The 13785-nt window shown below is 59.6% G+C and carries 14 protein-coding genes; 2 read left to right on the top strand and 12 right to left on the bottom strand.

Translation table 11 applies throughout. From position 1 onward, the window contains the following. Positions 1–36 precede the first annotated feature (36 nt). From lapB to BHU62_RS24085, 11 genes are all read right to left on the bottom strand, one after another. Entirely contained in the window at positions 37–1209 is a 1173-nt protein-coding gene (gene lapB, locus BHU62_RS24135) for a lipopolysaccharide assembly protein LapB (protein WP_073534890.1), read from the bottom strand. A 6-nt stretch (positions 1210–1215) separates the two neighbouring features. Next, on the bottom strand, positions 1216–1518 hold the full coding sequence (locus tag BHU62_RS24130) for a LapA family protein (RefSeq protein WP_073534889.1): 303 nt from the start codon (positions 1516–1518) through the stop codon (positions 1216–1218). A gap of 292 nt (positions 1519–1810) precedes the next feature. Beyond that, entirely contained in the window at positions 1811–2608 is a 798-nt protein-coding gene (locus BHU62_RS24125) for an SDR family oxidoreductase (RefSeq protein WP_073534888.1), read from the bottom strand. Continuing rightward, on the bottom strand, positions 2598–4127 hold the full coding sequence (locus BHU62_RS24120) for an FGGY family carbohydrate kinase (RefSeq protein WP_073534887.1): 1530 nt from the start codon (positions 4125–4127) through the stop codon (positions 2598–2600). Before BHU62_RS24120 ends, BHU62_RS24125 begins: the two co-directional genes overlap by 11 nt. Then, positions 4120–5184, bottom strand: a complete 1065-nt coding sequence (locus tag BHU62_RS24115) for an ABC transporter permease (RefSeq protein ID WP_073534886.1) — start codon at positions 5182–5184, stop codon at positions 4120–4122. The genes BHU62_RS24120 and BHU62_RS24115 overlap by 8 nt, the downstream gene beginning before the upstream one ends. 10 nt (positions 5185–5194) lie before the next feature. Further along, positions 5195–6694 (bottom strand): sugar ABC transporter ATP-binding protein, encoded by a 1500-nt coding sequence (locus BHU62_RS24110; RefSeq protein WP_073534885.1) that lies wholly within the window; start codon positions 6692–6694, stop codon positions 5195–5197. 10 nt (positions 6695–6704) lie between these two features. Beyond that, positions 6705–7322: a DUF2291 family protein gene (locus BHU62_RS24105; protein ID WP_073534884.1), complete on the bottom strand. Its 618-nt coding sequence runs from the start codon at positions 7320–7322 to the stop codon at positions 6705–6707. Between the two features lie 64 nt (positions 7323–7386). Then, positions 7387–8319 (bottom strand): D-ribose ABC transporter substrate-binding protein, encoded by a 933-nt coding sequence (locus tag BHU62_RS24100; RefSeq protein WP_073534883.1) that lies wholly within the window; start codon positions 8317–8319, stop codon positions 7387–7389. A gap of 63 nt (positions 8320–8382) precedes the next feature. Beyond that, positions 8383–9183, bottom strand: coding sequence for a GolD/DthD family dehydrogenase (locus BHU62_RS24095; RefSeq protein WP_073534882.1), 801 nt, complete (start codon positions 9181–9183; stop codon positions 8383–8385). A gap of 11 nt (positions 9184–9194) precedes the next feature. Next, complete coding sequence (locus BHU62_RS24090; RefSeq protein WP_073534881.1) at positions 9195–10100, bottom strand: transketolase family protein; 906 nt, start codon at positions 10098–10100, stop codon at positions 9195–9197. 2 nt (positions 10101–10102) lie between these two features. Then, positions 10103–10906, bottom strand: a complete 804-nt coding sequence (locus tag BHU62_RS24085; RefSeq protein ID WP_073534880.1) for a transketolase — start codon at positions 10904–10906, stop codon at positions 10103–10105. A gap of 388 nt (positions 10907–11294) precedes the next feature. On the opposite strand from BHU62_RS24085, the gene BHU62_RS24080 reads away from it, so the two are divergent. After that, positions 11295–12089, top strand: coding sequence for a DeoR/GlpR family DNA-binding transcription regulator (locus BHU62_RS24080; RefSeq protein ID WP_073534879.1), 795 nt, complete (start codon positions 11295–11297; stop codon positions 12087–12089). A gap of 22 nt (positions 12090–12111) precedes the next feature. Here BHU62_RS24080 and pgpB read toward each other — a convergent pair whose 3' ends face one another. Next, positions 12112–12873: a phosphatidylglycerophosphatase B gene (gene pgpB / locus BHU62_RS24075; RefSeq protein ID WP_073534878.1), complete on the bottom strand. Its 762-nt coding sequence runs from the start codon at positions 12871–12873 to the stop codon at positions 12112–12114. Positions 12874–13152: 279 nt separating this feature from the next. Between pgpB and ribA the strand changes: the two genes are divergently transcribed. Beyond that, complete coding sequence (gene ribA, locus BHU62_RS24070) at positions 13153–13746, top strand: GTP cyclohydrolase II (protein WP_073534891.1); 594 nt, start codon at positions 13153–13155, stop codon at positions 13744–13746. The last annotated feature ends 39 nt before the right edge of the window (positions 13747–13785 follow it).

The raw sequence follows: 13785 nt of genomic DNA, 5'->3' as shown, positions 1-13785 counted from the left end.
CGATGATTCGCCCCGTTTTTTTATCGCGCAATAGCGTTACTGACCGTCCAGACCGCGTATCGGTTTGACCGACGACCAGGCACGGCAAGATGGGCAATGCCAATAGAGCGAGTGCGCGGTGAAGCCGCATTTGTGGCAGCGGTAACGCGGCTTGGTGCGAATTTGCTCGCCGACCATATCGCGCAGCAACAACAGGCTCTCTTTCGCCCGGCCGTCTTCGGCGTCCGCCAGGTGATAATCCATCAGCCGGTAAAATACCCGCATGGTCGGATGGCGTTGCAGCTGGCGGTTGATATAGACCTGCACCACGTCGCGCCCTTCATGCTGCTCGATGATCTCGGCCAGCATCAGATCGGCGGTGGCACCGGTGTTCTCTTCCACGCAGCGCTTCAGGAATTCGGCCCAGTTGTGCTGTTGATCCGGCAGATGGGTGTAACATTCCTGCAGCATCGGCAGCGTTTCGCTGACCAGCTCTTTATCCTGACTCAATACGCGTTGCAGCGACTCGGCCGCTTTGGCGTAGTCGTTTTGCGCCATATAAATGCGCCCGAACATGATGGACACCCGCGCACACTGCTTATCGGCCGCGTCCGCACGCTTGAGCAGGCTCATCGCCCGGTCGAGATCGTCGCTGCCCATCGCCTGCAGCGCCAGTTCACAATAAAAGTGCGCGATCTCGACGCGTTGTTTCTCTTTGCCCAGCTTGACCAGCTTTTCCGCCACGTCGATCGCTTTTTGCCAATCGCTGGTGGCCTGATGGATCACCAGCAGCTGCTGCAACGCCGAGACGCGAAAATCCGCTTCGTCGATCAGCTGGCTGAACATGTCTTCCGCGCGGTCGTACAGCCCGGCCGCCATATAGTCGCGGCCCAGCTGCTGCACCGCCAGCAGGCGCTGTTCAAAGGTCAGGGAGGCGCTTTCCATCAAGGCCTGATGGATGCGGATGGCGCGGTCGACTTCACCGCGCGAACGGAACAGGTTGCCCAGCGTCAGGTGAGCCTCGACGGTGTTGCTGTCCTCTTTCAACATGTCGAGGAACAGATCGACCGCTTTGTCTTGCTGGTTGGAAAGCAGAAAGTTCACCCCTGCCACGTATTCACGCGACAGGCGGTTGGCTTCTTGCTGTTTATCCTGCTGAGCGCTTCTGCGCCCCATGTACCAACCGTACGCGGCAGCCACGGGCAGCAACAGAAACAGCAGTTCTAACATAGAGGATTATTCCTTGCTGACAACGGGCTGAGCCGCCGGTGCAGCGGGCTGCTCAAGCTGCAGTTCGAGCCTTTTGATCTTGCGCTCGGCGCGGCCCAGCGCAATACGCGTGCGCAGGTAAAACAGGCCGCAAATGATCCAACCGAGGACGAAACCGGCGCCAAACAGCGTGGCCAAGAGGGTCGATACGCGATAGTCGCCCTGCGCAACCAGATAGTTAAAATTGACCACCTGATCGTTCTGCGCACCCAAGGTGACGGAAATCACGAAGATCACCAGAACCAACAAAAAAATCAGCAAATATTTCACATTCTTTCCCGCGATGCCGAGTGAATCGGATGAACGATGCCAAAACGAGGCGTCCCTAACCCTTAAGTTAGCATTTCCCATTGCGGCAGGGAAACCCTGCGGCACGATAAAACCACATATCTGCTGGCATATTCGGCAGTAAACGGCTTTAGCGAACAAATTGATGAGAAAGCTTCTCAAAACGTCGAATTTATAAAGATATGGGGGTGACGACGCGGATTGCAATGGCGGGGAAATGTAAGCGGTTAAAGCGGCGTCAATCTGGCGCCGCCCGTTAAGTGACGATGTCACGCTAAGACATGATTAGCCCGCCGTCCACGTTAATGGTTTGGCCGGTGATGTAGTCGGCATCGTCCGAGGCCAGGAAGGCCACCAGACCGGCCACGTCCTCAGGTTGGCCGGCGCGCTTGAGCGGAATGCCCGCCACCCACTCGGCCATCAACTCCCCCTTGCCGTAGGTTTTTTCCGGGCCGCTGAGGATTTCGCCCCAAACGCGATCGTTATACTCCCACATTTCACTTTCAATGATGCCGGGGCAGAATGCGTTGACGGTGATGCCATGCGACGCCAGTTCAAGGGCTAAACTCTGCGTAATGCCGATCACGCCCATTTTGCTGGCAGCGTAATGCGGCGTGTAAATGAACCCGTTGCGTCCCTGGCCGGATGAGGTGTTGATCAGCCGCCCCCGGCGTTGGCCGACCATATATTTAGCCGCTTCCCGACAGCAGAGCCACACCGCCGTGGTATTCACCGCCAACACTTTCTCAAAATCGCTTTTGGGCATCTGGTCAAAACGGTCGATAGTGATCACCCCGGCGTTTTGAATGGAAACGTCGATCGCGCCAAATCGTTCCCAGGCCTGACGATAAAAATCAACCACCTGCGGCTCGTCGGTCACGTCGAGGATGGCCGGCATAACCTGCACCCGATAACGCTGACGCAGCGTTTCCGCCGTGGTCAGAATGCGCTCCGCATTCGACGCGATCACCAGATTGGCGCCCAGGCTGGCGAAGCGTTCGGCGATACCGGCCCCAATGCCGCGGCACGCGCCGGTAATCACCACGGTTTTCCCCGTAAAATCACGACTCATGGTTGTTCTCCTGTTTCAGTGAGGCCGCCTGCGGCCGCCACAGGGTGCGCTGCACCGCTTGCCGCCAGACGCGATAGCTTTCCTGCAGCTGCCGATGCCGCTGCATATCGGGTTTAAATTCATCATGCTGAGGCAACAATGCCGTCAGTTGCCTGTCAGTCGCGCCCCATAGGCTGCGCATCGCCATCAGAGCCGCCCCCAACGCCGAGAGCTCCGCCGTGTTGCTGCGCCATACCGGGCAACCCAACAGATCGGCCTGAAACTGCATCAGCCAGTCATTGCGGCTGGGGCCGCCATCGGCCATCAGCCCCTGCAGCGTAAAACCAGGCTGTTGCCGCAATACGCCGATCACATCGGCGATTTGATAAGCCACCGCTTCAAAAGCGGCTCGAACCAAATGTTCCCGCCGCGTGCCGCGGTTGAGTCCGCAGATCACGCCGCGCGCCTGCTCATCCCACCAGGGCGCACCGGCGCCGGTCAGTGCCGGCACAAAATAGACGCCGCCGCTGTCGGGCACGCGAGCAGGCAGTTCACTTAACGGCGTATCGTCTCCTTGCGGCATGGCGGTGATATCCAGCATCCAGGCGATGGCATCGCCGGTGTGCGGAATATTGCCTTCCAGCGCGTACTGCATACGTTCGCCGTCGTGCCAGGCAATGGTCGTCGCCAGAGCGTTGATACCGCATTGCGCTTCGGCGATCGGCGCCATCACCGATGATCCTGTGCCATAGGTGGCTTTTACCTGCCCCGCCTGGCCGAGCGCATGGCCGTACAGCGCCGCATGCGAGTCGCCGACCATCGCGCCAATCGGAATGCCGTCGGCAATGCCCTCCAATCCCAACGTCGTGCCGAACAGATGACAGGAGGGGTGGATCGTCGGCAGCGCCTGACGGGGAATGTTGAACAACGCCAACATCTGTTCATCCCAGTCGCCGGAAACGAGGTTCAACAGCTGAGTGCGAGCGGCATTGGAGGCATCGCAGCCAAATGCCCGCCCCCCGCTCAAATGCCACAGCAGCCAGGCATCGATGGTGCCAAGACAGAGTTCCCCGTTCTCCGCCAACCGTTGTCCGTCTGCGCAATGATCGAGCAACCAGCGCATTTTCGACGCCGAGAACAGCGGTGAAAGCGGCAGGCCGGTGGCGCGGCGCACCGCTTCGTCCTGCCGATCGCGCCGCAGCCGTTCGCAGAAATCGGCGGAACGCGCGCATTGCCAGGTTAAGGCCGGCCCGATCGGCTGGCCGTCGGAACGTCGCCAACCGATGGCGGTTTCACGCTGGTTGCTGATGGCGATACCGGCAATGCGGGAGGCACCGGCCAACGCAATGGCTTCCCGCAGCACCGCTAAAGAGGCCGCCAGCAAAGTCTCGCCACGCTGCTCCACCCAGCCGGGCTGCGGCGTCTGCAATGTCAGCGGCCGGCTGGCCCTGGCGACGATCGTCCCCTGCGCATCCACCACCACGGCCTTGGCGTTGCTGGTGCCCTCGTCCAACGCCACAATGCAATCCGCTTTAGCCATGGCTCACCTCAGCCAGCGGCTGAGCCGCTTTCTTTTCCTGGCGCTGCATCAGAATGACCTTGCTTTGCAAACGCTGCTGGAACTGGTCGATCACCACGGCGGTGACGATCACCAGCCCTTTAATCACCATTTGCCAGAACTCGCTGACGCCCATCATCACCAAGCCGTCCGCCAGAAAAACGATCACGAAGGCGCCGATGATCGAACCGAATACCCTGCCGCGGCCGCCGCTGAGCGCCGTACCGCCCAGCACCGTCGCGCCGATGGCGTCCATCTCGAACATATTGCCGGTCATCGGGTGCGCGGTTTGCAATTGAGAAGCGATAACCAACCCCACCAGCGCCGCACACAGCCCGGAAAAGGCATAGACGAACATTTTCACTTTGACGATCGGCACCCCCGACAGCCGCGCCGCCGGCTCATTGCCGCCAATCGCATAGATATAACGGCCCAGCGGCGTTTTCTTGGTGAGATAGATCCCCAACAACACGATGGCCAACATCAGCCAAATCGGGTTGTAGATCCCCAGAAAGGTGCCGGATCCCAGTGCGGCAAAGCCGGTATTGCCCAACGCCTCCATGCCCACCAGATTGGGGTAGGTTTTGCCGTCCGCCGTCAGCAACGCCGCCCCGCGCGCCACGTACATCGCGCCCAGGGTGCAGATGAACGGCGCGACGCCAAGCCGCGTGATCAGCGTGCCGTTGATCAAACCCAACAGCACGCCCACCAGCACCACCGCGCCGATCACTTCAAAGACGTTGAGAAACAGCCGGTTGCCATCCCACAGCGGGATACCGACGGTCAACAACGCACCGGCGATCATCCCGCACAAGCCCGCCACGGCGCCGACCGACAAGTCGATGCCGCCGGTGAGGATCACCAGCGTCATGCCGACCGCCAGCAGCCCGGTGATCGCCACATGTTGCGTCATGATCAGCAGATTGGAGACGGTCAGAAAATTCGGCACCATGCTGCTGAAGAACAGCACCACCAGCAACAGGGCGATGAAGGTGCGCGCCTGCAGCAAATACATATACAACCGATACTTGGTTTGCATTGCCTTATCCTTATGCATGAGGGGTTGAGGCGCGGATCAGCGTTTCGCGATCGGCCCGTTCGCGCGGCAGGTCGGCCGTCAATTTCCCGTCCGCCATCACCATCACCCGGTCGGCCAGTGAGACCACCTCATCCAACTCCGACGAAGAGAACATCACCGCCAGCCCCTGGCGTGCCATAGCGCCAATCAGGTGATAAACGTCCGTTTTGGCGCCGACATCGATCCCGCGCGTCGGCTCATCGAGAAACACCACCTGCGGCCCGGTCAACAGCGCCTTGCCCAACACCACTTTCTGCTGATTGCCGCCGCTCAGGCTGGTGATCGGCAGTTCCCGGTCGCTCACCTTGATCGCCAGTTTTTCGATCATGCCGTCGACCAGCGCACACTCCCCGGCCGCCGCCAACGGCCGCAGCGCATTGCGCCCCAGGCTGGCCAGAGTCATGTTGGCCTTGATAGACATCATCTGCACCAACCCCTCCGTTTGCCGATCTTCCGGCACCAGCGCCATGCCCAGCGCCATGCGTTGACGGAACCCCAGCCGCTCCACGCTTTTGCCGTTGAGCAAGATGCTGCCTGCGGTTTGGCGCATCACGCCGTTGATCACTTTGAACAGCTCGGTGCGGCCGGCGCCCAACAGACCATAAATGCCGATCACTTCCCCTTTGCGCAGTGAAAAACTGACGTCGTCAAGACAATAGCCGCCGTTTTCACGCGGCAGCGTCAAATGCGAGACGCTCAGCACTTCATCCCCTTGTTCGGCCGCGCAATAATCAAAGTGCTTGCTCTTTTCCCCCACCATCTTTTCGATGATCCACGGGATGCTGACGTTGCTGACCGGTTCGGCGGCGACAAAGCGCCCGTCGCGAAACACCGTGATGCGATCGCCGATCTCCATCAGCTCTTCCAGACGGTGAGAGATGTAGATGATGGTGACGCCGCGTTTTTTCAGATCGGCGATCACCCGAAACAGCGTGCGCACTTCGGCCTGGCTCAGCGCCGATGTCGGCTCATCCATGATCAGCACCCGGGTGTCTTTCGCCAGAGCGCGCGCGATTTCAACCAGCTGCTGATGACCGATGCCGAGACTGCCCAACGGCGTATGCGGATCGATATCCAGCTCCAACCGCTGCAGCAACGATTTTGCCAGCTGGTATTGATATTCCACATTGATGCGGCCACGCTGGAAGAACTCGTTGGCCATAAACATGTTGTCCATCACCGACATGTTGGGGAACAGATTCAGCTCCTGGAAAATAATGCTGATCCCGAGCCGCTCCGCCTTTTGCGTGGAGGTTAACGTCACCTCGCGTCCTTCCAGCTCGATGGTGCCGGATGACGGGGTTTCCACCCCCGCCAGCAGCTTCATCATGGTCGATTTGCCGGCGCCGTTTTCGCCGATCAAAACGTTGACCTGGTTGCGAAACACCTGATAGTTCACGCTATCCAACGCCGTTACGCCGGGATAGAGACGCGAGACGTTGCGTGTTTGAATAATGACCGGATCGCTCATCACTCCCCCCTTACGGCTGAATGCGCACCGGCGTGATCAACAGCGGCTCGGCAGGTGCCTGCCAGCTGCTGAATACGCCGTACACGGTAATGTGGTCACCCACCTTGGGCCGGGATCCGGCCAGACCGTCGATCGAAGCCTGGTTAATCGCCCTGGCGAAATCGCCGAACAGTGTTTGGTCATTGAAATCGCCGTAGCTCAGGCCGCGATAACTGTCGCGCAACGCCGTACCGCGATAAACCGGCCCGATCTGCACCTCAACGCCACCGAGCGGCGCATCTGCCGGTTTGAGCGTTAATTTTCCGCTGCGCGAACGGGTGTTGACCGCCGCCACCTCACCGCTGACCTTGACGTTGAAATAACAAGGAAACTCCGGTTGCGCGCGGTACCCATACAGGCCGCAGGCGCTGTCGAAATCCTTGGCCTGGGCTATCCGGGCGATCAGCTCGCCCAGCGGCTGCGCCGTTTTGACGGCTTGCGGCGCGATTTGGCTGCGGTAAATCTCCACCGCCTGCGCCACATGCGGATTCACCGGGGAGCGCAGCTCCGCCAGCTTTTTTTCCGAGACGATACGGCAACCGCTCAACGCCAGGACGACGGTGACGGCCAGCGCAATGCGCATCGACATAACAACACCTCCGATCGCACCCCGCCGCCGGGACGGGGTGATGAAAGACGCCGCTCAGCGCGGATTACGGTTTGAAGTTGAAGTCACTGACCCGTTGCGCATTGTCTTTGCCGATCAGGATGCCGCGGAACATCACGCGCTCCTTGCCGGTATAGCTGCCGGATTGGAAATAGCCGTCGAGGATTTCGACGCCCTGCGCGGCGATCGCCTGCGCCTGCAACATCACGCTGGCATAGAGACTGCCGTTGAGGATGGCGTCGCGCTCATCGTTGCTGCCGTCGATGCCCACCACGGTGACATCCTGTCGGCCGGCGGCCTTCAGCGCCGCCACCGCGCCCAGCGCGACCGGGCCGTTGCCGCAGATCACGCCTTTGATGTCCGGGTGCGCCTGCAGAATGCTGTCCATAATGCGTTTCCCCTCCAGCAGATTGCCCTTGGCATCCTGACGCGCCACGCTGACCATCTCCGGATACTGGTCGATCACGTTATGGAACGACTGCGAACGCGTGACGCAGTTATTGTCCGCCAGGTTGCAGGTCAGCTCGGCGTATTTACCGGTTTCCCCCATTTTTTCCACAAACTGATTGGCGACGTCCGAGCCGGCCTGGAAGTTGTTATGGGTGATCTGCGCCAGCGCGACGCCGTCAACCGGGATCTCGCGGTTGATAAGCACCACCGGAATGCCGGCGTTTTTCGCCTGCTGCACCGCGGCGACGCTGGCCTGAGAATCAGCGTTATCCAAAATGATGCCCTGCACCTTGCGGCCGATAACCAGGCTGATCAGCTCCCCCTGGCGCTTAACGTCTTCACCGTGCGACAGCACCAGCGTCTGATAGCCGAGGGACTTGGCTTTGGCCTCGGCCCCCTTGGCTTCGGCGGAGTAATAAGGGTTGTCCAGCGAGTTGACGAGAATGGCGATCGTGCCCTTTTCCGCCGCCATGACAGAGGCGCAGGCAAAACCGGTGAGCAGGGTAAGGTAAGTGGCTATTTTTCTCATGATGGTGTTCTCTTATCGTTGTGTTGAACATCGTCTGGTGTTGGCGATCGCTGCGGTTGCCGCTTACCAAATGGTAAAACCGCCGTCGATCATCAGGTCCGCGCCGGTGATCATGTCGCTGCCGTTGCTGGCAAAAAACAGGATCGCCGCCGCGATTTCATCGGTATAAGCAAAACGCCCCAGCGGGATCAGCTTTTTCATCGCCTCGCCCTTCTCGCCGCGCCAGGCTTTCTCCCCCATGGGCGTCAGCACCACGGTGGGGGATAACGTGTTGACCGTGATGCCGTGCGGCGCCCATTCTTTGGCCATCACCTTGGTCATACCCAGCAGCCCCGCCTTGGCGGAGGTATAAGCGCAGTGATCGTCAATGGCGATGGAGGCCGCCTGCGACGCGATGTTGATGATTTTCCCCCCGTGACCGGCGGTTATCGCCCGCCGCGCCAGTTCCTGCGAACACAGGAAAGGCCCGGTGAGGTTGACCGCCAGATGGCGCTGCCACTCCTCGAGCGTGACTTCCGTCGCCGGCTGCAGATTGACGTAGCCGGCGCAGTTGACCAAGATGTCAAGCCGACCAAAACGCCGTTGAGCCGCGCTGAAGGCGGTAGCCACAGAGCGGGGATCGGTCACGTCGCAAACCTGGCAGAGCACCTGCTCCTCACCCAACTCCCGTAGCGCCGCAGCCGCCTTGTCCTGTTCAAAGGCCGGGTACATCAACACCAGGCGCGCGCCCTTTTCCAACAGCAGGCGATTGGCAGCCATGGCGATGCCGCCCAGACCGCCGGTGATCACCGCAACCTTCCCTGCCAGCGACATCCGGCTATCGACACCGTAGCGCAAATTAACGTCGTATTCGTTCCGCTCCATCGCATTCCCCCTTATTGATTTAACTGAGCATGCAATCCGGCGGCGTCGATGGCGTATTGCCGCCGCAGCGCCGCCCGGCTGCTGCTGTGGGTAAATTCGTAAGCCGGCACGCCCAGTGCGGTAAACGGTCGCGACAGCTGATGCCGCAGCAACAGCTCACCGATGATGGTGCCCAGACCGCCGCTGAGGGCATGCTCCTCCATGGTCAGCACCCGGCGGTGCGAACGCATCAGCGCCACCACTGCCGCCTCATTGAGCGGCCAGAGAGAAGGCAGCGAAACAATGGTCGGGTTATCGCCCAGTTCCAGCACCTGCATCGCCTCATGAGCCAGCGTACCCAGGCAAAACACCAGGCTGTCAGCACCCTGATGCAGTACCTCCGGCTCGCCGGGGCGGAAACGATACTCCGCGTTCAACACCGGCAGCTTGTCGCTGTCCATGCGGATATAGGCCGGGCCGGGTTGTGCGATGACATGACGGACGATTTCGGCCGCTTGCCGCGCATCCGCCGGCGCGTAAACGCTGAGGTTGCCCAGCGTACGGGCGATGGCGATGTCGTTCATGCAGTGGTGCGTCGCCCCCAGCGGGCCATAACCGAACCCGGCATTCAGGCCGAGCATCTTCACGTTGGTTTCCGTGTAACAGACGTCGTTTTTCATCTGTTCGTTTGAGCGGGCGAACAGGAAAGGCGCGGCGTTGGCGGTAAAGACCGTGCGGCCGCTGAGCGCCATGCCGGCGGCCATGCCCACCATGTTTTGTTCGGCGATGCCGACGTTCACTACCCGCTCCGGGTAAACCTGCTCAAAGGGCGCAATTTTCGACGTGGACGTGGAATCCGCCACCATCACGCTCAGATCCGCACCTGCCTGCTGCTGTTCGATCAACGCCGTCACCACGGCATCGCGTAAATCCTGCATGTTCACCCCTCCAGTTCCGCCAGCGCCTGCGCCAGCTGTTGTTCGTCCGGTACCGCGTGATGCCAGGCAGCGACGTTAGCCATAAACGACACGCCGTGGCCCTTCTCGGTATTCGCCAAAATCACCCGCGGTTTGTCCTGGCTCGGGAGTTGGATCGCCGCCACCAGCGCCGCCGGATCGTGCCCGTCGCATTCCACGGTTTCGAAACCGAAAGCGCGCCATTTTTCCGCCAGCGGCTCCAGCGGCATGATGGCCTCCGTCTTGCCCGCCAACTGCAGCCGGTTGCGATCGACGATGGCGATCAGGTTATCCAGCTTGAATTTGCTGGCCGCCATCGCGGCTTCCCAGTTTGATCCCTCCGCCAGCTCGCCGTCGCCCAGCAGCACGAAAGCGCGGCGATGCGCGCGCCCCGCCAGCTTGTTACCCAGCGCCAGCCCCACCGCAATCGGCAACCCATGCCCTAAACCGCCGGAGTTAATCTCCACCAATTCCGGCAGTTTCTGCCGCACCGGATGCCCGGCCAACAAGGTGTCGTCGCCCATGAATTGATCGAGCACCGCCGGTTCGAGCAAGCCCATCGCCGCGCAGCTGCAGTAAAAACCGCCGGCGCCGTGCCCTTTAGACAAAATGAACCGATCCTGATCGGGCCGGGCGTTGCTGCGATCCATCACCGCCATATACAGGGTGCAGATGATATCGATTTCCGACAGATCGGCGCCGGTATGGCCCTTGCCCGCCTTATGGTTCATGGTCACCACATATCGACGCGCCTGGCGCGCCGTGTTTTTAATCGCCTGGAAGTCCATCTTCACCTCTGCTTGAGCGCCTTGATTATCGTTATCGTATCGAAAACGATCCGTTAATCCATTACTGACTTTCGAATGGAAATCATATGCAGCAAAAACGATAATTAATGTGGGCCAGATCATATTTCCAGCATAAACACGGCGCGGCCAAAACAGGAACTCATTAAAACCAATTAATAACAACAACATAAACAAAAATAGTTTATGTTGTTGTTAGCCGGATACGCGGTTGGTGCAGAGCTGGATTGATTTTCGAATAAAAACCAATGTAAGTTGGCAGGTTTATCAATAGCTTTATCAATAATCGCGAGCTAAAATTCAGCGCATCAATAAGGAGTGGCCGTGGTAAACCGCACGGCGGGAATTGACGGGTGAAGGAGTCTTTCGATTGAAAAGCAAAAGCGAACAGCTGGCGGAAATGCAGCAACGGCGCGAAAAGATCCTCGACATGATCCGCGAAGATGGTTCGGCGACGGTCAAAATGCTTACCGATACCTTCAAGCTGACCGAGGCGACCATTCGCACCGACCTGCGCGTACTGCAGCAACAAGGCTATGTGCAGCGTTTCCACGGTGGCGCAACCCTGGTCGACGGCAAGCAAAATACCCATGCCATGCTGTTGGAACGCCAGGTCAACCTGACCGCCAAAGATCGCATCGGCAAGCTCGCCGCCGGTTTTATCGAACCGGGCGACACCATCATTCTTGATTCGGGCACCACCACCACGGCAATCGCCAATCACCTGAGCCACATCAAGAAATTGTCCGTTATCACCACCGGCGTCAACATCGCGTTGCAGCTGGGCGGCGAGCCGGGCGTGAACATTTTGCTGACCGGCGGCTCATTCAAATTTCCGACGCTCTCCACTTCCGGAGACAAAGCCGCCAGCTTCTTCGAAAACGTGCTGGCCCAGAAACTGTTCCTCGCAACGGCCTGCATCTCACCCCGCCACGGCCTCAGCTTCCCAAGCGAAACCGACATCAAACTGAAAATGGCGATGATCAACGCGGCCAACATGGTGTATGTGGTTGCCGACTCCAGCAAGATCGATAAGGTGTCGATGTTCGCATTGCCCTGTGACTGGCAGCATATCGACTGTTTGATCACCGACGACGGTATCAGCAATACCGCCATACAAGCCTTTGAGAAGGTAGGCGTAAAGGTGTTGGTGGCAGGCACCTGACTGGCGCCTGCCGGGAAAGCGCTTATTCCGGCTTGCGCGCCGCGATTTCCTGCTGCTCCTGCGGCGGCGGCGTCAGCGGGCCGAACCAACGCTGCGCCAGCCAACAGGTAACCACCACCAGCAGCCAGCTGATCAGCGTGGCCATCGCCAGATCGCGCGGCCAGTGCATGCCCAACAGCAGGCGGCTGCCCATCACGCCGGTTGCCCATACCATCAGCAGCGCAACGGTTTTATAATGGCGGCGCGGCCACAGCAGCCCTACGCCCAGCAGCGCCCAAGTGGCGGCGAACATCGTGTGCCCCGACGGGAAGGCAAAGCCGGTTTCAAACTGCCAGTGCTTGCGCAGCCAGTTCGGCACCAGCGTCTGATCCTGCAACTGCTCACGCACCAGCGCGCTGCGCTCTTTGCGATGCAACGAATAGAAGTACTTGCCGTCCACGCCGTGGGTTTGTTCCAGCCACACCACGAACGGCCGCGGTTCCTGCACCCGATCCTTAATCAACGACTTGACCCCCTGCCCGATCAGCAGCGCGGCGAAAAGCAGGATCGCCAAACCGATGGCCGCTTTCAGCCGAAAGCGCAGGCACCACAAAAACCAGCCGCAGAGGAGAACGCTGGTCAGGATGCCCCACGGCGAAGTCACGGTTTCCGTCACCCAGTACAGCACCTTCAGCAGCCGCTCATTGCCACCGGGTTGCCAATGCCAGCCGGATACCCAGACCGCCAGCGGCATCAACAGCAACAGCAGCGCGCCGCCCGCCGTACGTTTTGCTATCTCATACATTCCATTCTTCCTCTGCGTGTGTCAGGCGGCAGTGTAACAAGAGTGCAATCTTGATAACACGCGAAAAATTAAACAGATAGGCAACCTATCGCAATAATAGGCGGCGGGAAAACGCCATCTGCTGGTTTGCTGAGCACCGCCAGGCAAGAAGTTGTGGCAAAATAGCCGATAATTAACGAAATAGAGATCGGCGTAGCACGTTTTAGTCTTGGTCAATGCGTTAAACCAGACTTAGGATGCGCGACAATGATTGAATCGGACGGTTTTGTGGAGAGTGACATGCAGCTTAAACGGGTGGCAGAGGCTAAACTGCCGACACCTTGGGGCGATTTCCTGATGGTAGGATTCGAAGAACTGGCGACCGGGCACGACCATCTGGCGCTGGTATTCGGTGATATTTCCGGCGAAGCGCCGGTGCTCGCGCGCGTGCATTCCGAATGTCTGACCGGCGATGCCCTGTTCAGCCTGCGCTGCGACTGCGGTTTTCAACTGGAAGCCGCGCTGGGGCAGATCGCCGAAGAAGGCCGCGGCATCCTGCTTTACCATCGCCAAGAGGGCCGCAATATCGGCCTGTTGAACAAGATCCGCGCCTATGCCTTGCAGGACAAGGGCGCCGACACCGTGGAGGCCAACCACCAGCTCGGCTTCGCCGCTGACGAGCGCGACTTCACCCTGTGCGCCGACATGTTCAAACTGCTGGGCGTCGACGCGGTGCGTTTGCTGACCAACAACCCGAAAAAGGTCGAGATCCTGACCGAAGCCGGTATCAACATCAGTGAGCGCGTGCCGTTGATCGTCGGCCGCAACCCGAAGAACGAACACTACCTGGCAACCAAGGCCGCCAAAATGGGCCATCTGCTCGACCAGAAGTGATCGCCGCCGCGGCAGAAACAATCAGGGCGCCTTACGGCG

Origin of the sequence: Serratia marcescens (assembly GCF_001902635.1) — a bacterium.
Lineage (GTDB): Bacteria > Pseudomonadota > Gammaproteobacteria > Enterobacterales > Enterobacteriaceae > Serratia > Serratia marcescens_F.
This window is presented reverse-complemented; position numbering and strand designations above follow the sequence as displayed.